This is a genomic window from Variovorax sp. 278MFTsu5.1 (assembly GCF_048305045.1).
GTDB lineage: Bacteria > Pseudomonadota > Gammaproteobacteria > Burkholderiales > Burkholderiaceae_C > Variovorax > Variovorax guangxiensis.
This window is the reverse complement of the sequence record NZ_CP157622.1, coordinates 6691991-6713192: the sequence shown is the minus strand read 5'-3', so window position 1 is coordinate 6713192 and position 21202 is coordinate 6691991. Positions and strand designations below refer to the sequence as shown.

Genomic DNA, 21202 nt, shown 5'->3' with positions numbered 1-21202 from the left:
GCAGGAGTCTAGCCCGCCGTATAGGCTTCGAGTCCGATGGTTACCACGGTGGCGATCTCGTCGCCCACGCTGCTCCTGAACTCCTTCTCGGCCTGCGTCACCGCGCCGCGGAAGGCGTCCAACCAGGCGAGCCCGTCGGCGGTGAAGAGCACGCGCCGCGCCCGCGCGTCCAGCGGATCGGGCCCGCGCGTGACCAGCCCCCAGGCCTCGCACTGGTCGACCAGCGCGCCCATCGCCTGCTTGGTCATGCCGGCGCGCTCGGCCAGTTCGGTGAGGCGCGAGCCCTCGCGCGACAGGTGCCGCGTGATGTGGATGTGCGCCGCGCTCACCTGCGCGCGCGCCGCGAGGTTCGACAGGGCCAGCGGCACTTCGACGTCGTGCGCCATCAGCTCCAGCACGCGCTCGTCGAAGCGGCGCATGGCGTGGCCCAGCAGGCGGCCCAGGTGGGTCTGGCGCCAGGCGTCCTGGTCGGCGGGAAAGGGGGCTTCGGCCATGGCGCCGAATGGTAAAGCAAACTGACCAAAAAACAGGTTTACGCCGAGGAATCAGCCCCTACACTACTGTTCAAGCATCCAGCCTGTAGTTAAACGCAGATGGATGGTGTCACAGACAAGCCATTGATCTTCAAGGAGTTTTTCACATGGACGCAGCAGTCAAGGGTTCGAACATCGGCGCCAACAGCGAGAAGGCCAAAGCCCTGCAGGCCGCGCTGGCCCAGATCGAAAAGCAGTTCGGCAAGGGCACCATCATGCGGCTGGGCGAGGGCGAGGCGCTGGAGGACATCCAGGTGGTCTCTACCGGCTCGCTGGGCCTGGACATCGCCCTGGGCGTCGGCGGCCTGCCGCGCGGCCGCGTCGTCGAAATCTACGGCCCTGAATCCTCGGGCAAGACCACCCTCACGCTGCAGGTCATCGCCGCCATGCAGAAGCAGGCCGGCACCTGCGCCTTCGTCGACGCCGAACACGCCCTCGACGTGCAATACGCCCAGAAGCTCGGCGTGAACCTGTCGGACCTGCTGATCAGCCAGCCCGACACCGGCGAGCAGGCGCTCGAGATCGTCGATTCGCTGGTGCGCTCGGGCGCCGTCGACCTGATCGTGGTCGACTCGGTCGCCGCGCTCACGCCCAAGGCCGAAATCGAAGGCGAGATGGGCGACTCGCTGCCCGGCCTGCAGGCCCGCCTGATGAGCCAGGCGCTGCGCAAGCTCACCGCCACGATCAAGAAGACCAACTGCATGGTCATCTTCATCAACCAGATCCGCATGAAGATCGGCGTGATGTTCGGCTCGCCCGAAACCACCACCGGCGGCAACGCGCTGAAGTTCTACGCCTCGGTGCGCCTGGACATCCGCCGCATCGGCACCATCAAGAAGGGCGACGAGGCCATCGGCAACGAAACCAAGGTGAAGGTGGTGAAGAACAAGGTCTCGCCTCCGTTCAAGACGGCCGAGTTCGACATCCTGTTCGGCGAGGGCATCAGCCGCGAGGGCGAGATCATCGACATGGGCGTGAACGCCAAGATCATCGACAAGTCGGGCGCCTGGTACGCCTACAACGGCGAGAAGATCGGCCAGGGCCGCGACAACGCCCGCGAGTTCCTGCGCGAGAACCCCTCGCTGTCGCGCGAGATCGAGAACAAGGTGCGCGAGTCGCTGGGCGTGCCGCTGCTGGCCGCCGATGCCGACGACGTCGCCGAGAAGCCGCAGAAGGCGGCCAAGGCCGACAAGGCAGAGAAGGGCGAGTAACCAGTCAGGGCGCGGCTCTCGGGGCCGCGCCGGCGACCCCGCATGGCATTCGACGCCCCATCCCTCAAAGGCCGCGCGCTGCGCCTGCTGAGCCAGCGCGAGCATTCGCGCGCAGAGCTGGAGCGCAAGCTGGCGAAGCACGAGGAAGAGCCCGGCACGCTGGCGAAGGCGCTCGATGAACTGGAGGCCAAGGACTTCATCAGCGAGCCGCGCGTGGTGGCTTCGGTGCTGCACCAGCGCGCGGCCAGTTCGGGCGCGCTGCGGGTGAGGCAGGAACTGCAGGCCAGGGGTATCGCGCCCCAAGCCGTCGCCGAGGCGGTGGCCAGCCTGCAGGAAACAGAGGTCGAGCGCGCCACGGCCGTCTGGCGCCGCCGATTCGACGCTCCGCCCGCCGATGCGAAGGAGCGCGCGAAGCAGATGCGATTCCTGATGGCGCGCGGCTTCTCCGGCGCCGTCGTCTCCAAGGTGCTCAGGAGCGATTTCGATGAAGCAGCACAAGAACAGTGAAGAGGGCGCGGCGCAGTCCCGCGTCATCACGCAGCGCGTCGCTTGCGAGTGGCGTCGCGCCTATGTGCTGGCGGCCGATCCGAGGCGGCTTCCCGAATGGGCCAGTGGCCTCGCGAAAAGCGCGCTGGTACCGCACGGCGACCACTGGATCGTGCGCACGCCCGAGAGCGGCGAGGCCCGCATGCGCTTCGCGCCGCGCAACGACTTCGGCGTGCTCGACCACTGGGTGGCGCCCGAGGGCGTGCCCGAGGTCTACCTGCCGTTGCGCGTGATCGGCGTCGCGCCGGATGCCTGCGAGCTGCAGTTCACGCTGCTGCGCCAGCCGCACATGGACGACGCGGCCTTCGAGCGCGATGCGCAGTGGATCGCCCGCGACCTGCGGACCCTGCGCGACCTGCTCGAGGCAGATTGACTGTCCGATCGCAGGCGCGGCAGCCGGCGGCGCTCAGAACTTGCGGTATTTCAGGTAGGCCTCCTGCGGGTCGGTGCCCGCGAGGATGGCGGTGCGCACGAGGTTCTCGCGGCCCATCATGTGCTCGGCCTCGGCAATGATGGACTCGGCTTGCGCGAGCGGCAGGCGGATCACGCCATCGGTGTCGGCCAGCAGCAGGTCGCCCGGGTTCACCGTGACCTCGCCGATGCGCACCGGCACCTCCATCGCCTCGGGCAGCCAGTAGCCCACGATGTCGCGCGGCGTGAAGTAGCGGTGCCACACCTGGAAGCCCTGCCGGATGATGAATTCGGCGTCGCGCACGCCGCCGTCGGCGATCACGCCCAGCACGCCCTTGCGGCCCAGCGTCTCGGCCGAGAGTTCGCCCATGTGCGAGACGGTCGAGTCGTTCGGCTGGATCACCGCGATGTGGCCCGGCCTGGCGCGCGAGAGAAAGCCGGTCCACGCCATCAGCGTCTCGTGCGGATCGGCCGCGGGGTCGACGCGGCCGTTCACCGTGAAGGCCGGCCCGCAGAGTTTCTGGCCGGGGATCAGCGGACGCAGCGTGGGCGGCAGCGTGAAGTCGCGCAGCCCCGCGGCGCGCATCACGTCATGAAGGACGCCGGTGTAGCAGGCCTGCAGGCGGGCGAGCTGGGAGGCCGGCGGCGTGTCGGGAGTCTGGGCCATGTGTGAATCCTGTTTTCTTTATAAAAACACTTTTCACGAATGAGATTAACGATCGGGCCAATGGTAAAGGCTGGGGTTTGCGCGAGTTCGCGGGTAATCACTGAGTCAGGAGTCGGCGAATAGGGGTTGTGACGGGGACGGCGATGCACCCGACTCGCGTATATTTGATTTCATCAGTGAAATTCATATTTCACATGTACGCAGCAACTCCCAACCAAAGGACCTCCCAGTGACTTCACGCGTTCAAGGAAAGAACATCCTCGTTACCGCAGCCGGCAAGGGCATCGGACGCGCCAGCGCGCTGGCGCTGGCCCGCGAAGGCGGCACCGTGTGGGCCACCGACGTGGACACGGCGGCGCTGGCCGAGCTCGCCGAGCTGGCCCGCGAAGAGGGCCTGGCAAGCCTGAAGACCGCCACGCTCGACGTGCGCGACACCGCCGCGGTGCAGGCCTTCGCCCAGGCCACGGGGCGGCTGGACGTGCTCTTCAACTGCGCCGGCTACGTACACGCCGGCAACATCCTGGCCTGCGAGGAGGCGGACTGGGACTTCAGCATGGATCTCAACGCGAAGTCCATGTACCGCACCATCCGCGCCTTCCTGCCCGCCATGCTGGAGCGCGGCGGCTCGATCATCAACATGGCCTCGGCTGCCTCCAGCGTGAAGGGCGTGCCCAACCGCTTCGTCTACGGCGCCTCGAAGGCGGCAGTCATCGGGCTGACCAAGGCGGTGGCGGCCGACTTCATCCAGCAGGGCGTGCGCTGCAACGCCATCTGCCCGGGCACTGTCGAGTCGCCCTCGCTGCGCGACCGCATCGCGGCCCAGGCAGAGCAGGCCGGCACCGACGAGGCCGCGGTGCGCGCCGCCTTCGTGGCGCGCCAGCCCCTGGGGCGCGTCGGCAAGCCGGAGGAGATCGCCGCGCTGGTGGTGTATTTGGCTTCCGACGAGTCGGCCTTCACCACCGGTGCGATCCATATGATCGACGGTGGATGGTCGAACTGAACGGGGAAAGATGAAGCGAGCAGCAACGGCGCCGGAAGAAGAGCAGCAAGGGCCGCAAGGGCAGGACGGCCTCGAGGAGGCCGTGACGGAAGGCGAGGGCGCGCTGCGCTATGCCGCACCGGCCCTGGAGAAGGGGCTGGACATCCTGGAGGCGCTGGCCGACAGCCCCTCCGGCTACACGCTCAACGAGCTCGCCCAGAAGGTCGGGCGCAAGGTCAGCGAGATCTTCCGCATGGCGGTGACGCTGCAGCGCCGCGGCTTCGTGCAGGTCGACGAGAACGACCGCTACACGCTCACGCTGCGCATGTTCGAGCTGGCGCACCGCCAGCCGCCGCTCAAGAGCTTGGTGAGCGCGGCGCTGCCGCTGCTGCGCGAGCTGGCCAACCGGGCGCGGCAGTCGTGCCATCTCGCCATGTACCAGGGCGGGCGCGTGGTGGTCATCGCGCAGGTCGAGAGCCCGGAGCGCTGGTCCTTCGGGCTGAAGGTGGGCGTGGTGATGGGGCTGACCGACACTTCCTCGGGCCACGTGCTGCTGGCCTTTCGCGACGAGATCGACCGGGCCCGCATGCTGCGCGCCCACATCGGCGTGGAAGGCGAGCTCGACATGGACCCCGGCCAGCTCTTCTCCATCCTGCAGGAGGTGCGCGAGCGCGGCTACTCGGCCATGCCGAGCAAGCAGACGCGCGGCATCACCAACATCGCGTTTCCGGTGATGGGCGCGGCCGACCATGCGATCGCGTCGATCAACGTGCCGTACATCGAGCGCATCGACCAGAAGTCGGCGCCCGACGTCACGCAGGTGCGCGAGATCGTGGGCAACATCGCCGCGCGCCTTTCGGCGCTGATGGGCGCCAGCGGCTACAACGACAACGAATAGCGGGGGCTCAGTTCGGGTCGGGAGCTTCGTCGAGCGGGGAGGGCGTCTCGCTCTTGTGCGCGGCGATGTCGCGCACGTTCTTCTGCACCGCCACCGCGCCGAACAGGCTCAGCAGGAAGGCCATCGCGTAGAAGCCTTTTTCGCTGGAAGCGAGCGTGGCGTTGAAGAGGCCGATGGCCAGCAGGGCCACCGACAGCAGCAGCGAGACCCAGCACAGGCCGTAGTAGATGCCGGTGACGGAGATGCCCTCGAGGCGGTCGCGTACGGTCTTCTGCAGCGACACGGCGGAGAAGAGGCCGTACATCAGCACGGTGAAGTAGTAGCCCTTCTCGTTGAGCTGCATCGAGGCGTTCCACAGCCCGATCAGGTAGACGACGGCGCCGATGAAAAGCGCGGCCCAGGAAGCGGCGACGAATGCCGCGGTCGGTTTCTGGAATCTGACGGCCATGGGATTCTCCTCGTATGGTTTGCGCGCGATTATGGTGGAGCGGCGCCGGTGGCATGATCCGCGCCGGGCCGGCGTCTGCGCAGCAGAAGCAATCGCACGAGGCGGCCGTCAGCATCAACAACAATGGAGGAGTCTTCCCATATGTCGTCGTCGACCGACCCCGCGGCCCAGCAGTCGCTCGTGCGCACCGGTGCCAAGGCCGGGCTGTCCTTCGCCGGTTCAGTGATCAAGGGCGGCCTGCTCGGCGTCTTCCTGGGCGGCGGTGTTTTTTTCTTCTACCTGAGCCAGCTGCAGGGGCCGGGCAACGTGGCTGCGCGCGCGGGTGGAGTCGGCGCAGTGCTCGCTCTCGTCACCTCGCCTCCGCTGCTGGTGGCGCTGCTGCTGCTGTTCTTCGTGGTCGTCTACGTGGCGCTGGGTGTGCAGCAAGGGCGTGCTCGTGCGATGCAGCACCTGGTGGCGGCACGCGGCGAGGCTGTGTCGCAACGGCTGGGCGGCGCGATCGCGAGCCGCATCGAGGCCATGCCGAAGGCGCACGGCGCCTTGCATCGCGTGGCCGACTGGCTGTCGGTCGACGCGCTGAGCAAGCAGCTCGCGCCGGTGCTGGGCGAAGGCAAGGCGGTGCGCACGGTCGTGGCTTTCGTGATCGACAGGCTGCCGCTGAGCGAGATGCTGGCCGAATGGCAGCGCAGCCGCGCGGAGAGCGGAAATGAACTGGTGGCGGGCGAGGGCGGTTCGGCACCGCAGGACCCGGCACTGCGCGCGCTGCTCACGCGGCGCATCCACGAGACGCTTCAGGACATGGCCGCGCCCTCGCGCAAGCCGCTGTACATCGCACTGGGCGCGCACGCGGCCCTGCTGGGCGTGGGGCTCTGGCTGGTGAGCTGACCGGCCGGAAGGCCGGTGCGAGGCGTGGGGCTCAGAGCCCCAGCATCAGCTTCAGGTTCTGCACCGCGGCGCCACTGGCGCCCTTGCCGAGGTTGTCGAGGCGGGCGATCACCACGGCATGGCGATGGTCCTCGTTCGGGAACACGCGGATCTCGAGCTTGTTGGTGTCGTTGAGCGCCAGCGCCTCGAGCTTGCCGTCCTCGGTGGGCGGCAGCACCTTCACGAACTGCTCGGGCGTGTTGCTGCGCGCGTAGTGTGCGGCCAGCGCGTCCTGCAGGTCGCCGGCCTTGGGCTTGCCCGGCAGCAGGTCGAGGTGCAGCGGCAACTGCACCAGCATGCCCTGCTTGAAATTGCCCACCGACGGGATGAAGACCGGCCGGCGCGTGAGGCCGGTGTAAGTCATGATTTCGGGGATGTGCTTGTGCTTCAGGCCCAGCGCGTAGATCTCGAAGGCCGGGGCTTCCCCCTTCTCGTAGGCCTCGATCATGGTGCGGCCGCCGCCCGAGTAGCCGCTCACGGAAGGCAGCGAGATGGGGAAGTCGGCCGGCAGGATGCCCGCGTCGACCAACGGGCGCACCATGGCGATAGCGCCGGTGGCGTAGCAGCCGGGGTTGCCCACGCGCTCGGCCTTGGCCACGGCCTGCCAGTGGCCTTCGGTGAGTTCGGGGAAGCCGAACACCCAATCGGGGGCGATGCGGTGCGCCGTGGAGGCGTCGATGATCTTGGGCTTGGCGCCGGGCAGCTGGTCGATCAGCGCGACCGACTCGCGCGCGGCGTCGTCATGCAGGCACAGAACCACCAAGTCGACGCCGGCCATCAGTTCGCGCTTGGCGGCGGTGTCCTTTCGCAGCTCGGGGGCGATGCTCACGAGTTCGACCTGCGGCATCGCCTGCAGACGTTCGCGGATCTGGAGGCCGGTGGTGCCGGCTTCGCCGTCGATGAAAACCTTGGCCATGGTGGAAGTGCCCCTGGGTAGCTGAAAGAGAAGTACGGTAGGTACGTATTGCCCGCAACCACACTCACAGTATTGGTGCGGCGCACCATGATACAGTCCGCGGTTGTTCGCCGCCCCCAGCCGTCAGGCTGCCGTCGCCCGCGGACAACAGAGCATAGACCCTCTCCAGCCCAGATCTCCCGATTTCTCAACTTCCTCCTTCCGAGAGACATCCCTCATGAAGATTCACGAGTACCAAGGCAAGGAAATCCTTGCCAAGTTCGGCGTGCCGGTGCCGCGCGGCATCCCGGCCTACACGGTCCAGGAGGCGGTTGAAGCCGCCCAGAAGCTTGGAGGCCCGGTCTGGGTCGTCAAGGCCCAGATCCACGCGGGTGGCCGCGGCAAGGGCGGCGGCGTGAAGGTCGCCAAGTCCATCGAGGACGTCAAGAAGCTCGCCGGCGAGATCCTGGGCATGCAGCTCAAGACCCACCAGACCGGCCCCGAAGGCCAGAAGGTCCGCCGCCTGTACATCGAGGACGGCGCCGACATCCAGAAGGAATACTACGTTTCGGCCGTGACCGACCGCGCCACCCAGAAGGTGGCCTTCATCGCTTCCAGCGAAGGCGGCATGGACATCGAGGAAGTGGCCCACTCCTCGCCCGAGAAGATCATCACCGTGTTCGCCGACCCGGCCCAGGGCCTGACCGACGAACAGGCCAAGCAGATCGCCGACGGCATCGGCATCCCGGCCGACTCCACCGCCCAGGCCGTGGACATCTTCAAGAAGCTCTACACCTGCTACATGGAGACGGACGCCTCGCTGGTCGAGATCAACCCGCTCAACCGTGACAGCAAGGGCAACATCATCGCCCTGGACGCCAAGTTCAACTTCGACAGCAACGCGCTGTTCCGCCACCCCGAGATCGTCGCTCTGCGCGACCTCGACGAGGAAGACGCGGCCGAAGTGGAAGCCTCGAAGTTCGACCTCGCCTACATCTCGCTGGACGGCAACATCGGCTGCCTGGTGAACGGTGCCGGCCTGGCCATGGCCACCATGGACACCATCAAGCTGTTCGGCGGCGAGCCGGCCAACTTCCTGGACGTGGGCGGCGGCGCCACCCCCGAGAAGGTCACCGAGGCCTTCAAGATCATGCTGAAGAACAAGAACGTGGAAGCCATCCTCGTGAACATCTTCGGCGGCATCATGAAGTGCGACACCATCGCCACCGGCGTGATCGCAGCCTGCAAGGCCGTGAACCTGCAAGTGCCGCTGGTCGTGCGCATGAAGGGCACCAACGAAGTCGAAGGCAAGAAGCTGCTGGCCGAATCGGGCCTGCCGATCATCAGCGCCGACACCATGGCGGAAGCGGCCCAGAAGGTCGTGGCAGCAGTCAAGAAGGCCTAAGGAACAAGTCATGTCGATCTACATCAACAAAGACACCAAAGTCATCACGCAGGGCATCACCGGCAAGACCGGCCAGTTCCACACCGAGAAGTGCCAGGAATACGCGAACGGCAAGAACGCCTTCGTGGCCGGCGTGAACCCGAAGAAGGCCGGCGAGTCGATCTTCAACATCCCGATCTTCGGCTCGGTCAAGGAAGCCGCCCAGCAGACGGGCGCCACCGTCTCGGTGATCTACGTGCCGCCGGCAGGCGCCGCGGCCGCCATCTGGGAAGCGGTGGAAGCCGACCTCGACATGGCGATCTGCATCACCGAAGGCATTCCGGTGCGCGACATGCTCGAAGTTCGCAACAAGATGAAGGCCAAGGAAGCCGCCGGCGGCAAGAAGACGCTGCTGCTGGGCCCCAACTGCCCCGGCCTGATCACGCCCGACGAGATCAAGATCGGCATCATGCCCGGCCACATCCACCGCAAGGGCCGCATCGGCGTGGTCTCGCGCTCCGGCACGCTGACATACGAAGCAGTGGCTCAGCTGACGGAAATCGGCCTGGGCCAATCGTCGGCAGTCGGCATCGGCGGCGACCCGATCAACGGCCTGAAGCACATCGACGTGATGAAGGCCTTCAACGATGATCCGGACACCGACGCCGTCATCATGATCGGCGAAATCGGCGGCCCCGACGAGGCCGACGCTGCCCGCTGGTGCAAGGACAACATGAAGAAGCCGGTCGTCGGCTTCATCGCCGGTGTCACCGCCCCTCCCGGCAAGCGCATGGGCCACGCCGGCGCGCTGATCTCGGGCGGCGCCGACACGGCCGAAGCCAAGCTGTCCATCATGGAAGAATGCGGCTTCACCGTGACGCGCAACTTCTCGGAACTGGCCAAGCTGCTCAAGGCCAAGCTGTAAAGAGACGGCTCCGCGACACCGGCCGCAGAGCCGGGTCATGAGAGGACCACGCAGAAACAAAAAAGCGCCCGCACTGGATTGCGGGCGCTTTTTTCAATAAAACACAGTGGGATCAGAGACATGGAATTTCTTCAAAGCACAGATTTCTGGATAGGTCTGCTCAAGATCATCTGGATCAACATCATCCTGTCGGGGGACAACGCGGTGGTGATCGCCATGGCGGCGCGCTCGCTGCCGCCCGCCCAACAGAAAAAGGCCGTGCTCTTCGGCTCGGGCGCGGCCGTGGTGCTGCGGATCGTGCTCACGGTGGTGGCGGCCAAGCTGCTCGCCCTGCCCTACCTGCAGATCATCGGCGGCATGCTGCTGCTGTGGATCGGCCTGCAGCTGCTGGGCGAGGAAGACGAGGGCGACGGCGAGTCCAAGGAATACGGCAGCATGATGGCGGCCGTGCGCACCATCCTGCTGGCCGACCTGGTGATGAGCCTGGACAACGTGATCGCCGTGGCGGCCGCGGCACAAGGCAGCATGGTGTTGCTGATTCTTGGCCTGGCGATCAGTATTCCCTTGGTGATTTTCGGCAGCACGCTCATGATCAAGCTCATGGAACGTTTCCCGATCATCGTGATGCTGGGCGCCGCGCTGATCGGCTGGGTCGGCGGCGAAACCATCGTGCAGGACGCCATCCTGCGCGACACGCTGGCGGCCAACCCCTGGCTGCACTACGCGGCCGCGGCTGCCGGTGCCGTGTTCGTGGTGGCCATCGGCCGTCTCCTGCAACGGCGTGCGCACGCCGCTGCACAACACTGAGCCCAAGAGAGATCGGCGCTGACAGACCATGGCGAGTGTCGGCGTCTCCCTTTTCTCCACTCGCCCTTCGCTGACCTGGGAATTCGCCTTCCTGACCGACGTCGGGCGGACGCGCTCCCACAACGAGGACGCGGTGCACGTCGACCCCGCCCTCGGCCTGGCCCTGCTGGCCGACGGCATGGGCGGCTACAAGGGCGGCGAGGTGGCCAGCGCCATGGCCGTGTCGCTGTTGCACGGCAGCTTCGGGCGCTGGTTCGCCCACGCCGGCATGCAGGCGCCGGCCCGCGTGGTCCGGCGGGCGCTGCAGGCCGCCACCGACGAGGCCAACGGCGCAATCCTGCATGAAGGCACCACCAACCCCGAGCTGCAGGGCATGGGAACGACCCTGGTGCTGGCGGCGTTCCGGCCGCAGCGGGTCGTGGTCGGCCACATCGGCGACTCGCGCTGCTACCGCCTGCGCAACAACAAGCTGGAACTGCTGACCCGCGACCATTCCCTGCGCCAGCAGCAGCTCGACGCCGGCGCCATCACCGCCGAGGAGGCGCTGAATTCGCCCACCCGCAACCTCGTGACGCGCGCCGTCGGCGTGGAGGCCCAAGTCTTGCTGGAAATGCACGAACACAGCGCAAGACCCGGCGATCTCTATATGCTTTGCTCCGACGGGCTCAGCGAGATGGTTTCGGATGAGCAGCTTTTCACGCTTCTAGGACACGATGTCGGGCTTCAGAAAAAAGCATCACTTTTGGTTGCGGCAGCCAATGACAATGGCGGACGGGACAACATCTCCGTTGTCCTGGCCAGCGCGAGCGTTGCGGAAACGCCGCGCTCGGGCAGCTAGCAGGTTCCGCAGGCAGCGGCCCTGCGGCCTGCCTGCCGTCGTCATTCATGCTTTGGATTCGGGGAGTCGGCAATGCCGAAGATGATCATTTCGGTCGATGGCGTTGTCATCGGGCAGGTTGCGCTCGCCAAGGAGCGCACGACGCTGGGACGCCGTGCCTACAACGACATCGTGATCGACAATCTGGCGGTCAGCGGCGAGCACGCCGTACTGCACATGACTGGCGGCGAAGTCGAAATTGAAGATCTCAACAGCACCAACGGCACCTACGTCAACGCGCTCGCCGTCCAGCGGCAGGCGCTCAAGGACAACGATGTCATCGAGGTCGGAGGCTGCCGCATCCATTTCCGCGCGCGCAGCAACCTCGACACCGGTGCCGGCTCGATCCGCACCGCCTCGGGCGAATACCCGTCGGGCGCGATGCCGCTGTCTTCGGCTCCCACGGAATCCGGCGCGCTGGTCGAGCTCGGCATTCCGGTGCTGCGCGTGCTCTCCGGCGCCAACGAAGGGCAGGACGTGGGCTTGCAGAAGGTGGTCACCACCGTCGGCAAGCCCGGCGTTGCCGTGGCGGTGGTCACTCGCCGGCGCCAGGGCTACGTGGCGGCGGGTGTCGAAGGCAACGTCACGCTCAACGGCCTGCAGCTGGGGGCCGAGGCCGTCGCGCTGCAGGAGCGCGACGTGCTCGAGCTGGGCGATGCCACGCGCATGCAGTTCGTGCGCATCTGAGGCGCTTTCCCTCTTGGCTCGCCGCGGCCGCGCCTTCACGGACCGGGCGCCGTGAGAGAAGAACTGCGGCGGCACTGGCCGCGCATTGCGATCACGCTGCTGCCGGTGTTGCTGGCGCTGGCGCATGCCACCGGCGCCTGGCGGCTAACCGCTCTTGAACGTCTTGACCAGCTGATCTACGACGTCCGCCTGCGTGCCACCATGCCGGGCACGCCCGATGCGCGGGTGGTGATCGTCGACGTCGACGATGCCAGCCTCGCACGGCAGGGCCAGTGGCCCTGGGCCCGAGACAAGATCGCCCGCCTGACCACCGAGCTGATGACCCGCCAGCAGGCGGCCGTGCTCGGCTTCGACGTCATGTTCCTCGAGCCCGACCGCAGTTCGGGCCTCGACAGGCTGAGGGAAATCATGGGTGGCCCGCTGGGCAAGGTGCCCGGCCTGGCCGCCGAGGTCGAGCGGCTGGCGCCCTCGCTCGACCACGACGCCACGCTTGCCGCCGCGCTGAGCGGCCGGCGCGTGGCGCTGGGCTACTACTTCACGCGCACGGAAGCGCCGAGCGCCAAGGGGCAGCTGCCTGCGGCGCCCCTGCTGCCGGCCGGTGCTTTCCCGCAGGGCGGTACCTACGCCACGGGCTGGAACGGCTTCGGTGCCAGCCTGCCCGAACTGGCGAAGGCGGCGCCGGTCGCGGGCTTCCTGAACACGCTGGTCGGCATCAACGGCGATGGCGTCATCCGCAGCGTGCCGCTCATCGCGCGCTACGACGGCGACAAGGCGCAGCCGGGCTACTACGAGTCGCTGGGGCTTGCGGTCTACCGCCTCGCGAACGGATCGCCGCCGGTGCAGCCGGCCTTCGCGCCGGGCGGCGGCAATGCGCCCCAGCTCGAATCGCTGAGGGTAGGGCGGCTGCGCATTCCGGTCGACGGCACGGGCAGCATGCAGGTGCCGTTTCGCGGCCAGGGCGGCGCGGACGGCGGATCGTTCCGCTACGTGCCGGCCGCCGACGTGCTCGAAGGCAGACTCGCGCCAGGCGAGCTGAAGGACAGGATCGTGCTCGTGGGCGCCACCGCGCCGGGGCTGCAGGACCTGCGCGCCACGCCGGTCGAAGCCGCGTTCCCGGGCGTGGAAGTGCATGCAAACATCGTCTCCGCGCTGCTCGACCGGCGCCTGCTGAGCGTGCCCGACTACGCGCCGGGCTACGAGGTGCTGCTCGTCGCCGTGACCGGCCTCCTGCTGGCCTTCGGGATGTCTCTGCTGTCAGCGCCGCGCGCCCTGCTGCTCGCCGCCGGCGCGATCGCGGCGCTGATCGGGCTGAACGTGTGGCTCTACGTGGGCTCCAGCCTCGTGCTGCCGCTGGCGTCTGTGCTGGCGATGGCGGCCCTGGCCTTCGCGTTCAACATGAGCTGGGGCTACTTCGTCGAATCGCGCGCGCGGCGCGGCCTGGTGCGGCTCTTCGGCACCTACGTGCCGCCCCAGCTCGTCAACGAAATGATGGAGCACCCCGGCCGCTACAGCATGCGCGCAGAGAGCAAGCCCATGACCGTGATGTTCTGCGACATGCGCGACTTCACGCGCCTGTCGGAACAGATGGCGCCGGCCGAGCTGCAGGCCTTTCTCAACACCGTCTTCAGCCGGCTCACCAACGTCATCAGCGCCCACCGCGGCACCGTCGACAAGTACATGGGCGACTGCGTCATGGCCTTCTGGGGCGCGCCCATCGACACGCCCGACCACGCCACGCTCGCCGTGCGGGCCGCGCTCGACATGGCCGATGCCGTGCACGACATCAACCGCCTCCATCGCGCCAGCGGCCGGCCCGAGATCAGCGTAGGCATCGGCATCAACAGCGGCGTGATGAGCGTGGGCGACATGGGATCGACCGCGCGGCGCAGCTATACCGTGGTCGGCGATGCGGTCAACCTCGCGTCTCGCCTCGAGGGCCTGAGCGGACACTACGGCGTTGAAGTGGTCGCGAGCGGCGCGACGCGCGAGCTGGCGCCGGGCTTCGTCTGGCAGGAGCTCGACAGCGTGCGGGTCAAGGGAAAAGCACAGGCCGTTGCCGTTTTTACGCCCTTGTCCGCAAGCACGCCCGAAGCGCAGCAGCAGACGCGGCAGCTGCTCGAACGCTGGGGCGAAGTGCTGGCTGCATACCGTCGCCAGGACTGGGCCATGGGCCGAAACTTGCTGGCTCCCCTGCTCGCCGCGGATGCGAAAAAAGTCCTTTACCAGCTCTACGCCCAGCGTTTAGCCTCGATGGCGTTGCGACCGCAAGACCCGAACTGGGACGGCGCGACCCGGTTCGAGACCAAATGACGACAGACACATAAAAGGGGTCTTTCACAATGCAGGTTCGTGTGCTGGGTTGCTCGGGCGCCATCGCCAAAGACTGCCGCACCACCTCGTTCCTGGTCGACACGGACCTGCTCGTCGATGCGGGCACCGGTGTCGGAGACCTCACGCTCGATGAAATGGCCTGCATCGACGACGTCGTGCTCACGCACAGCCACCTCGACCACATCGCAGCGCTCCCCCTGATGCTCGACGCCATCGGCAGCCGCCGCACGCAGCCGTTGCGCGTGCACGCGCTGCGGGACACCATCGACGCGCTGCGCACGCACGTGTTCAACAACGTCATCTGGCCGGACTTCGAGAGCATTCCCAGCCAGGAGGCGCCGTTCGTGAGCTTTCACGACATCGCGGTGGGCCAGCAGCTGCCGCTGGGCAGCCGCGAGCCCAAGGTGGTCGAAGTGCTGCCCGCGTTCCACACCGTGCCGGCCTGCGGCTTCGCCGTGCGACGGGCCGAGGGCGGCGCCCACTGGGTGTTCAGCGGAGACACCGAGCGCAACGCGCCCTTCTGGGAGCGCGTGAACGAGCTCGACGTGGCGATGCTCGTGATCGAAACGGCATTCAGCAGCCGCGAGCAGGCACTGGCCGAGCGCAGCCTGCACCTGTCGCCCGCCGTTCTGGCCGGTGAACTCGCCCACATCGCGCCGGACAAGCAGTACCCGATCTACATCACCCACACCAAGCCCGCCGAGACCGACGAGATCATGAGCCAGATCGAAGCCTTGGTGACCGAGCACGCGGCAGGCATGGGGCAGCGGGACATTCGCTGGCTGAAGGTGGATGGTGTCCTGACTTTCTGACCCCCGGTCAGTGGGCGCACTGGCATGACAAATTTGTCACGAAGTGTCGCATCTTGAGGCAAGTTGTGTCACGTGGTGTAACGCCAAAGTGGCTCCAGGTGACGTGTTCGGTCGGTAGGAGGGCCTGGAGACGGGTGGCACGGATGCTGCGGAAGGTACTTCGCTCCGGGCAGGTTCCCGGGCGTAACAACCAACCTACCTGGAGTTCCTAAATGAACGTTCGTACCGTTGCCCGCCGCGCTCAGGCCGGCTTTACCCTTATCGAACTGATGATCGTTGTGGCGATCATTGGTATCTTGGCTGCTGTGGCTCTGCCGGCGTACAACGACTACGTGACTCGTGCGCAAGTTGCGGAACCTGTTGAGTTGCTGGGCGGCTTGAAGGCGCCACTGGCGGAGTTCGGTTCCAATCAAAATGCTTGGCCTACTTTGGTTCAAACCGATGGAACCAATACGCAAGTGGTCGCTGCAACCTCGATCGCAGCAAACCTGACGGGCAAATACTCGACTCTGGCTACCGCCATCACGGGAACTTATCCGGCCGGAACGCTGACTGCGACCATGCGCTCTAATTCGCGTGCGACTGGTACGGTCGTTTTCAATACTACTGACGGCGGCGCGAACTGGAGTTGCAACAGCGGAACGGTCGCAAACAAGTTCCTTCCTCAAGCTTGCCGTGAGGCAAGTGCTGGCACCGCTACACCTGCACCGTAATTGCATCGGAAACAAAAAAAGAGGCGTAAGCCTCTTTTTTTTTGTCTTAGGAGATTCAATGCAAATCGCCAATAAAAATCCGAGCCCCGCAAGAGTGGGCGACATAGCCTTGCTAGGCGGATTTTCGTTGCTTGTGTGGTTGATTTTTCGATCGATTGAGCTCGAGGCTAAAGAGGTTTTGATTTTGGCGTCCGTAATGATGCTGCTGGCTAATTTTGTGAATCATCCTCATTTTATGTATTCGTATCAAATGTTTTTCGAAATTTGGCCCGAAATAAAAAAGGAGAAGTGGGTCGCGTACAAAATCAGATGGTTGACTGCGGCAATAGTCATTCCATTGGTTCTGATTGTTCTGCTCAGCTTGTCCGTTTACCTCTCGTTGAAAGGGGATTTTTCACTCTTGCAATTCAGCTTAGGTCTGTACGCAATTTTAGTTGGATGGCATTACGTAAAGCAAGCTTTTGGAATGGCGCTCCTTGATGCTGCGCAAAGGAAGGTTTATTGGTCAGTCAAATTGCGCCGCATACTTCTTTGGAATTCATATATAAGCTGGATGGCTGCTTTGGTTATTTCGGCAGGTGCTTTGGGTAGGGGCGATTTTTGGGGTGTGAGATTCCCAGTCTTTAAACCTCTTCTGAATGGCTATTGGACGGCGATGGCAGCCGCGATAGCCATTGCTTCAGCTGCGTGGACATTAATGGCTATATGGCGTCAGATTTTGCTCTGGCGAAATGCAAACACCAGCATCTCAAATATGCCGCTCGCGGGGGTAATTGGGTACTTGGTCGGAATTTATCTCTGGACTATGCTGGCGTGGCTTGATAATAAGTTCATTTTGGTTATTCCATTTTTTCATTCTTTGCAATATTTGGCCATAGTTTCAAAGTATCAAAAAGGTAAAAATAGGGCGGGATCAGGCGTGGTTCGCCCATTGTCAAAAAGCTTTTTGAATTACTTCAGGATGATGGTTTTTGGTGTTGCGGCGTTCTGGGTTATCCCGGGTGTATTGGATTATTGTAAAGAGGGGAAGATTAACTATTTTTCTAGCGGAGTCTTTGTTTTTACTGCCGCGATCTGGGTGTTTATAAATATTCATCACTATTTTATCGATAGCGTGATTTGGAAAAAAGAGAATCCATTGATGAAGAAATATATTTTTTCTTAATGGCGAGTTCCAATTTTAGGTCAGCAGCTTGTATGCCATCGCGTACGTGCAACGCGATTTCAAGCCACCGCCTGGGCCCAGGTATTGCAAGTCGAACGTTTATGGGAAGCTGCAACATCGTTGCGAGGTCAATTCACGAAACCCCAAAAATCCTCGCAGTTGGCGGCGATGAGCACACCCGAAACTCCAAGCTCAGAAGCGAACACACTTATTTTGAGTGGTGCGCATTGTGAATAGGCGTGAGAACGGGCTAGTCTATGTGGCTTGACCGCGCTTCTTGAGCTCTGATGCGACCGTCGTTCCGCCCGCTTTTGGTCATGAGATCCAGATGAGGGTGTCGTTAATACGTTGAGTCGATGCCATAGACTTGACTTTGGCCCGAAGGGCTGCGGGCATCCTCACCGGTGAGCAGCGAGGAGAACGCCACGAACCATTGAAAGCTGTCGGGCTCGCCGCTATACGCAGTCCGATACCGCTCTGGACGGCCCAGGTCGAGGTGCCTGCTGGGCGAATCATTAGAAACGACAGTGCCGTCCACGAGGTCGGAGGCAGCTGTAAGTGCACTGAGCGTCTAGGCATCGTGTCGTCTGCTGGCTTGAAGGCAGTGACGGCTCTATCGATGACCGTATAGAAGCTTTGCGCGGCGCGGGAATGATTTCCCCGGGTCGAGGAACTGATCAGTGCCGACTATCACGAGATGATGAGTTGGGCTCTCGGAGCTGTGGCTCCATCGGTGAAGGGGGCGATCTTGGTCGGGGCCGGATCGGCGTGATCGTGTCCGCGGCCGCGGACACGTCGAAGCGCCAGAGCCGGCCATTGAGGTCCACCCACGTAAATCGCGTCGGCCGTCCCGTCGGTCGGGTCGGAGATGAGGCCGTCGCTCGCCACGATGGTCTCATCGGTCATCGCGGCCGGATCGGTCATATCGATGGCATAGAAGCTGTTGCAGCCTCTTGCCGAGGCCGCCGAGCAGCAGCGAATGCCAGTCCGAGCTCGGGGAGCGCGAAAGTTTCCGCCGGCTTGGTCGAAGTCGACGGCCACCACTTCGGGGTGTTGCATCGACGTAGTACTTGTGCAGGTAGTTCGAGTTGCCCAACTGGGCCAAGCCGTCCGCAGCAGGGGTGGCCGGGGCGCTGGATTGTTGGATCCGTTGAAGAGTGCGTTCGGTACACAGACAAACTGTTCGAGGCCCGCGTTGGCGCGGGTTAGCTCGCTGCGGAGCGCACGAAGCACGCCGTCGTTTGCGGCGGCTGGACCATCGTGGAGCGCGGGGCCTTAGCCGTCTTGAAGGCGGCGTAGCCCCGATTGACCGCGTCCGAATAGTTTGAGGCGGGTGGGCCGACGGGTTTCTCCTTCGTGAGTTCGCATTTCTGACAAGCGGTCACTCAAAGATGGCGAGCGGTCTTCGTGTTGTTAACACTTGACGGTACAAACGTTACCTATAGAGACGAAGTTCAACCAAATTTGACATTTAAGACCCAAGCCGCTGGCGCTCAATGAAAAAACTCGCTCTGTCACCGCAAAAGCAGAAAGGCTTCACCCTGATCGAGGCGATGGTTGTCGTTGCCTTGGTGGCCATCTTGGCCGCGCTTGCGATGCCGTCGTTCACCAACATGATTGCCAATCAGCGTGTGAATTCCGCGGCCCAGGAACTGCTGACTCTGCTCCAGTTCGCCCGTGCAGAGGGCGTTTACAAACGCACGGAAAGCACCGTCACCGCGACGGGGCAGAAATGGGAAGCGAAGGTTGGAAACGCGGTGCTGCGCAGCGCCACGTTGTCCGATGTCGTCAGCGTCGAGCCCAGTTCCTCGGGCGGCGTGATCTTCGATGTCTCGGGCCAGGCTCGGCCTGCTTCCGGTGGCGCCAGCACTTACACGGTATCGGTCTCCGCTGCCAAAGCATCGCGCGTGCAGTGCGTCAGCGTGACACGCGCAGGCTTGGTTCGGATGCTGCCAAGCGTGGCGGTTGGGCAATCCTGCTCTTGAGCTTCGGTACTTTTGTCACGGCTCTTCCCATGTACGTACCTAATTCCTCATCGTCATCCCGACAGGCGGGCTTGAGTCTCATCGAAGTTCTCATGGCGGTCCTGCTCGTAAGCATCGGCCTGCTTGGCGCTGCGGGCATGCATGTGCGGGCTATCCAGTTCACCACCGACACCGAGCGGCGGCAGATGGCATCGATGATCGCCGCCGAATTGATGGAGACGATGCGTGGCGACACGCTCACCATTCTTCAGGCCAATGGCACGCCCAAGTCAGATCTGGGTGGGTATGCGAAAGCTGCTGGCGCCGAACTGAGCGCCGTCACCGCAAGCGATTGCCAGCCATTGGCTGCAGTCCCAGCCAAGCGGTTGGGCTGCTGGGGCATGCGTGCCAAGCAACTCATGCCCGAACTGCCGGATGCGCTTGTCACGAGCAACTTTGTCGTCGGCCTTGACGCGACAAGTGGCGTGATCTCGGTCACCGTAGCCTGGCCGGTCAAGAAGGGCGAATGTCTGGACGGAACTGACAATGATTTCTGCTCGTACATATTGCGATCGAGGCTCTGAGCCCATGTTGCTTGCATCTCCTCAGACGCACGTCCGTGTCCTTCGCCGCTCTCGCGCGGCCGAGCAGGGTATCTCGCTGGTCGAGCTCATGGTGGCGGTGGCCGTAGGCCTTGTCGTCATTCTGATCGCCACCACGATCTACATCGAGGGGGCGCGCAACTTCGGTTTTCGTACCAGCCAGAGCGAAAACCTCGGCAACAGCCGCTATGCGCTCGGAACCTTGGACGACGAGTTCACGAAGGCCGGTTATCGGCGCGATCCAACGCAGCCCATGGATGAAGCCTTCCCGGCCGATGCCAGTGCTCATCCCAATGGCTGCAAGTTCGCCGTGGGCCAGGCGATCTATGCCGTCGATGCAAGCACCTTGTGCATCCGCTATCAAGCGCGCGACAACAATGAAAAGGACTGCGCAGGATCCGCAGCGGGCATTGCCGGACTGGGCGCTTATGAAGCGCCACCCGCGCCTGCCTTGGGCGCGGGCCTTTTCGTCGAAAAGTATTTTCTTGGCCAGGGCGCGCTGGCCTGCCAGGCCGGCAGCCAAGCCGAAACCAAGCAGGAAGTGGCGGCCGGCGTGCGCGACGTGCTTTTCGAGTTCGGCGTCGGCAAGGGCAGTGACTCGTTCGCCGAGCGGCGCGTCGAGCAGTTCAAGACCGGAACCCTTGGCGCTGATGACGTCATTCGTTCCTTGCGTTATGCCGTCCTTTTGGCGAGTACGACCGAAAGGGTCACTGGAGGCATGGAGTCATCCGTCTGTGATCGCTGGGAACGCGCTGGCGGCGCTCGTGCCAGTTGCGACACCACCAAGGGGCAACTCTACCAATTGGCCAGCGGCTCCCTTACGTTGAGAAACCTGATGCCATGAGCGTGCCACGTCACCCCCTGCCTCCTTCGCCACGTTCGCGTCAGCGCGGAGCGGCTCTGTTCGTTGCGATGATCATGATGCTGCTGGTGCTCGTGCTGGCCGTGGTGGGCATGCGCACCGTCACTCTGGAATCGCGCATCGCCGGCAACATGCTCGAAAGCCAGCGTCTGCAGGAAACGGCGGACGGCGCGCTGCGGGAAGGGGAGCGTGCCATCCAGAAGTACGGCCTGTCGCTGTCCAAGTGTGCGGATGGCGCCGCCAGCCCCTATGACGGCGTCAAGCCTTGTTTCGTCTCGGAGGCCCGTACCGATCCTCTTGGACTGAGCACCACGTTTACCTCCAAGGTTGCTGCCACCGGTTTCACCGGCCCCTACGGCTATTGGTATCCGCGCTACATCTCCACTGTCTGCCCCAAGGGCTCGAGCGCGACATCCGCCCTCGAAGCTGCAACCACCGGATGCACCGAGTTTTACGAACTCAACGCCCAGGCTACCGGCGAAAGCAGCGTGCAAGCCTGCGGTCCGCAGGCGTTCTGTCTGCGTTCCACGGTCAATCTCTTCATCAAATAGTCGAGGAGGG

24 protein-coding genes are annotated in these 21202 nt (G+C 64.2%); 19 read left to right on the top strand and 5 right to left on the bottom strand.

The annotated features are described in order from the left end of the window. Window positions 1-8: 8 nt before the first annotated feature. Complete coding sequence (locus ABL844_RS31350) at window positions 9-494, bottom strand: MarR family winged helix-turn-helix transcriptional regulator (protein ID WP_126021025.1); 486 nt, start codon at window positions 492-494, stop codon at window positions 9-11. A 146-nt stretch (window positions 495-640) separates the two neighbouring features. Here ABL844_RS31350 and recA point away from each other — a divergent pair, with 146 nt between their 5' ends. Genes recA through ABL844_RS31335 form a run of 3 tightly spaced genes read left to right on the top strand, consistent with a single transcriptional unit; the run spans window position 641 to window position 2663 of the window. Beyond that, window positions 641-1744, top strand: a complete 1104-nt coding sequence (gene recA, locus ABL844_RS31345; RefSeq protein WP_184639288.1) for a recombinase RecA — start codon at window positions 641-643, stop codon at window positions 1742-1744. A 42-nt stretch (window positions 1745-1786) separates the two neighbouring features. Further along, window positions 1787-2251 (top strand): recombination regulator RecX, encoded by a 465-nt coding sequence (gene recX, locus ABL844_RS31340; RefSeq protein ID WP_126021027.1) that lies wholly within the window; start codon window positions 1787-1789, stop codon window positions 2249-2251. Further along, window positions 2229-2663, top strand: coding sequence for an SRPBCC family protein (locus tag ABL844_RS31335; RefSeq protein ID WP_418118488.1), 435 nt, complete (start codon window positions 2229-2231; stop codon window positions 2661-2663). Before recX ends, ABL844_RS31335 begins: the two co-directional genes overlap by 23 nt. Before the next feature lie 33 nt (window positions 2664-2696). Here ABL844_RS31335 and ABL844_RS31330 read toward each other — a convergent pair whose 3' ends face one another. After that, a complete protein-coding gene (locus tag ABL844_RS31330; protein WP_418130036.1) occupies window positions 2697-3368 on the bottom strand; it encodes an RraA family protein in 672 nt (223 codons plus the stop codon). Between the two features lie 229 nt (window positions 3369-3597). Here ABL844_RS31330 and ABL844_RS31325 point away from each other — a divergent pair, with 229 nt between their 5' ends. Together ABL844_RS31325 and ABL844_RS31320 are read left to right on the top strand one after the other, a co-directional pair. Then, window positions 3598-4368 (top strand): SDR family oxidoreductase, encoded by a 771-nt coding sequence (locus ABL844_RS31325; RefSeq protein WP_126021030.1) that lies wholly within the window; start codon window positions 3598-3600, stop codon window positions 4366-4368. Between the two features lie 10 nt (window positions 4369-4378). Next, entirely contained in the window at window positions 4379-5245 is an 867-nt protein-coding gene (locus ABL844_RS31320; protein ID WP_418130035.1) for an IclR family transcriptional regulator, read from the top strand. Between the two features lie 7 nt (window positions 5246-5252). On the opposite strand, the gene yiaA is transcribed toward ABL844_RS31320, so the two are convergent. Next, a complete protein-coding gene (yiaA, locus tag ABL844_RS31315) occupies window positions 5253-5693 on the bottom strand; it encodes an inner membrane protein YiaA (RefSeq protein WP_126021032.1) in 441 nt (146 codons plus the stop codon). Between the two features lie 141 nt (window positions 5694-5834). Between yiaA and ABL844_RS31310 the strand changes: the two genes are divergently transcribed. Further along, window positions 5835-6578 (top strand): hypothetical protein, encoded by a 744-nt coding sequence (locus tag ABL844_RS31310; RefSeq protein ID WP_418118485.1) that lies wholly within the window; start codon window positions 5835-5837, stop codon window positions 6576-6578. A 31-nt stretch (window positions 6579-6609) separates the two neighbouring features. On the opposite strand, the gene argC is transcribed toward ABL844_RS31310, so the two are convergent. Next, the gene (gene argC / locus ABL844_RS31305) at window positions 6610-7533 is read right to left on the bottom strand and encodes an N-acetyl-gamma-glutamyl-phosphate reductase (protein WP_418130034.1); all 924 of its coding nucleotides are present in this window, start codon (window positions 7531-7533) and stop codon (window positions 6610-6612) included. Window positions 7534-7750: 217 nt separating this feature from the next. Here argC and sucC point away from each other — a divergent pair, with 217 nt between their 5' ends. The 9 genes from sucC to ABL844_RS31260 all read left to right on the top strand — a co-directional run bounded on the left by sucC (window position 7751) and on the right by ABL844_RS31260 (window position 17213). Beyond that, complete coding sequence (gene sucC / locus ABL844_RS31300; RefSeq protein ID WP_019653821.1) at window positions 7751-8917, top strand: ADP-forming succinate--CoA ligase subunit beta; 1167 nt, start codon at window positions 7751-7753, stop codon at window positions 8915-8917. A 10-nt stretch (window positions 8918-8927) separates the two neighbouring features. Then, window positions 8928-9821 carry a succinate--CoA ligase subunit alpha gene (gene sucD, locus ABL844_RS31295; protein ID WP_126021035.1) on the top strand — a complete coding sequence of 298 codons (894 nt, stop codon included), beginning with the start codon at window positions 8928-8930 and terminating at the stop codon, window positions 9819-9821. 120 nt (window positions 9822-9941) lie between these two features. Then, window positions 9942-10628: a TerC family protein gene (locus ABL844_RS31290; RefSeq protein WP_418130033.1), complete on the top strand. Its 687-nt coding sequence runs from the start codon at window positions 9942-9944 to the stop codon at window positions 10626-10628. Between the two features lie 28 nt (window positions 10629-10656). After that, a complete protein-coding gene (locus ABL844_RS31285; RefSeq protein ID WP_418130032.1) occupies window positions 10657-11466 on the top strand; it encodes a Stp1/IreP family PP2C-type Ser/Thr phosphatase in 810 nt (269 codons plus the stop codon). 72 nt (window positions 11467-11538) lie between these two features. Beyond that, on the top strand, window positions 11539-12192 hold the full coding sequence (locus ABL844_RS31280) for an FHA domain-containing protein (protein WP_126021038.1): 654 nt from the start codon (window positions 11539-11541) through the stop codon (window positions 12190-12192). A 51-nt stretch (window positions 12193-12243) separates the two neighbouring features. Beyond that, window positions 12244-14502 carry a CHASE2 domain-containing protein gene (locus tag ABL844_RS31275; RefSeq protein WP_418130031.1) on the top strand — a complete coding sequence of 753 codons (2259 nt, stop codon included), beginning with the start codon at window positions 12244-12246 and terminating at the stop codon, window positions 14500-14502. Window positions 14503-14531: 29 nt separating this feature from the next. Then, window positions 14532-15335, top strand: a complete 804-nt coding sequence (locus ABL844_RS31270) for a 3',5'-cyclic-nucleotide phosphodiesterase (RefSeq protein ID WP_184639304.1) — start codon at window positions 14532-14534, stop codon at window positions 15333-15335. A gap of 212 nt (window positions 15336-15547) precedes the next feature. Continuing rightward, the gene (locus tag ABL844_RS31265; protein ID WP_418130030.1) at window positions 15548-16048 is read left to right on the top strand and encodes a pilin; all 501 of its coding nucleotides are present in this window, start codon (window positions 15548-15550) and stop codon (window positions 16046-16048) included. Window positions 16049-16106: 58 nt separating this feature from the next. Next, window positions 16107-17213, top strand: a complete 1107-nt coding sequence (locus ABL844_RS31260) for a hypothetical protein (RefSeq protein ID WP_418130029.1) — start codon at window positions 16107-16109, stop codon at window positions 17211-17213. A 690-nt stretch (window positions 17214-17903) separates the two neighbouring features. Here the strand turns inward: ABL844_RS31260 and ABL844_RS31255 are convergent. Next, entirely contained in the window at window positions 17904-18272 is a 369-nt protein-coding gene (locus ABL844_RS31255) for a hypothetical protein (RefSeq protein ID WP_418130028.1), read from the bottom strand. A gap of 437 nt (window positions 18273-18709) precedes the next feature. Between ABL844_RS31255 and ABL844_RS31250 the strand changes: the two genes are divergently transcribed. From ABL844_RS31250 to ABL844_RS31235, 4 genes are all read left to right on the top strand, one after another. Beyond that, window positions 18710-19198 (top strand): GspH/FimT family pseudopilin, encoded by a 489-nt coding sequence (locus ABL844_RS31250; protein ID WP_418130027.1) that lies wholly within the window; start codon window positions 18710-18712, stop codon window positions 19196-19198. A 71-nt stretch (window positions 19199-19269) separates the two neighbouring features. Next, window positions 19270-19761: a type IV pilus modification protein PilV gene (gene pilV / locus ABL844_RS31245; RefSeq protein WP_418130026.1), complete on the top strand. Its 492-nt coding sequence runs from the start codon at window positions 19270-19272 to the stop codon at window positions 19759-19761. Window positions 19762-19765: 4 nt separating this feature from the next. Beyond that, entirely contained in the window at window positions 19766-20623 is an 858-nt protein-coding gene (locus tag ABL844_RS31240; protein ID WP_418130025.1) for a PilW family protein, read from the top strand. Between the two features lie 68 nt (window positions 20624-20691). After that, complete coding sequence (locus ABL844_RS31235; RefSeq protein ID WP_418130024.1) at window positions 20692-21192, top strand: pilus assembly PilX family protein; 501 nt, start codon at window positions 20692-20694, stop codon at window positions 21190-21192. The last annotated feature ends 10 nt before the right edge of the window (window positions 21193-21202 follow it).

Excerpts from the sequence above, each read along its gene's own strand:
- ABL844_RS31235 (WP_418130024.1), top strand. The coding sequence starts at position 20,692 with ATGATCATGATGCTGCTGGTGCTCGTGCTGGCCGTGGTGGGCATGCGC.
- ABL844_RS31260 (WP_418130029.1), top strand. The coding sequence starts at position 16,107 with ATGCAAATCGCCAATAAAAATCCGAGCCCCGCAAGAGTGGGCGACATA.
- ABL844_RS31270 (WP_184639304.1), top strand. The coding sequence starts at position 14,532 with ATGCAGGTTCGTGTGCTGGGTTGCTCGGGCGCCATCGCCAAAGACTGC.
- ABL844_RS31330 (WP_418130036.1), bottom strand. The coding sequence starts at position 3,368 with ATGGCCCAGACTCCCGACACGCCGCCGGCCTCCCAGCTCGCCCGCCTG.
- ABL844_RS31280 (WP_126021038.1), top strand. The coding sequence starts at position 11,539 with ATGCCGAAGATGATCATTTCGGTCGATGGCGTTGTCATCGGGCAGGTT.
- ABL844_RS31255 (WP_418130028.1), bottom strand. The coding sequence starts at position 18,272 with ATGCAACACCCCGAAGTGGTGGCCGTCGACTTCGACCAAGCCGGCGGA.
- argC (WP_418130034.1), bottom strand. The coding sequence starts at position 7,533 with ATGGCCAAGGTTTTCATCGACGGCGAAGCCGGCACCACCGGCCTCCAG.
- ABL844_RS31335 (WP_418118488.1), top strand. The coding sequence starts at position 2,229 with ATGAAGCAGCACAAGAACAGTGAAGAGGGCGCGGCGCAGTCCCGCGTC.
- sucD (WP_126021035.1), top strand. The coding sequence starts at position 8,928 with ATGTCGATCTACATCAACAAAGACACCAAAGTCATCACGCAGGGCATC.
- ABL844_RS31240 (WP_418130025.1), top strand. The coding sequence starts at position 19,766 with ATGTTGCTTGCATCTCCTCAGACGCACGTCCGTGTCCTTCGCCGCTCT.
- recX (WP_126021027.1), top strand. The coding sequence starts at position 1,787 with ATGGCATTCGACGCCCCATCCCTCAAAGGCCGCGCGCTGCGCCTGCTG.
- ABL844_RS31310 (WP_418118485.1), top strand. The coding sequence starts at position 5,835 with ATGTCGTCGTCGACCGACCCCGCGGCCCAGCAGTCGCTCGTGCGCACC.
- ABL844_RS31350 (WP_126021025.1), bottom strand. The coding sequence starts at position 494 with ATGGCCGAAGCCCCCTTTCCCGCCGACCAGGACGCCTGGCGCCAGACC.
- recA (WP_184639288.1), top strand. The coding sequence starts at position 641 with ATGGACGCAGCAGTCAAGGGTTCGAACATCGGCGCCAACAGCGAGAAG.
- ABL844_RS31290 (WP_418130033.1), top strand. The coding sequence starts at position 9,942 with ATGGAATTTCTTCAAAGCACAGATTTCTGGATAGGTCTGCTCAAGATC.
- sucC (WP_019653821.1), top strand. The coding sequence starts at position 7,751 with ATGAAGATTCACGAGTACCAAGGCAAGGAAATCCTTGCCAAGTTCGGC.
- ABL844_RS31250 (WP_418130027.1), top strand. The coding sequence starts at position 18,710 with ATGAAAAAACTCGCTCTGTCACCGCAAAAGCAGAAAGGCTTCACCCTG.
- ABL844_RS31265 (WP_418130030.1), top strand. The coding sequence starts at position 15,548 with ATGAACGTTCGTACCGTTGCCCGCCGCGCTCAGGCCGGCTTTACCCTT.
- ABL844_RS31285 (WP_418130032.1), top strand. The coding sequence starts at position 10,657 with ATGGCGAGTGTCGGCGTCTCCCTTTTCTCCACTCGCCCTTCGCTGACC.
- ABL844_RS31320 (WP_418130035.1), top strand. The coding sequence starts at position 4,379 with ATGAAGCGAGCAGCAACGGCGCCGGAAGAAGAGCAGCAAGGGCCGCAA.
- yiaA (WP_126021032.1), bottom strand. The coding sequence starts at position 5,693 with ATGGCCGTCAGATTCCAGAAACCGACCGCGGCATTCGTCGCCGCTTCC.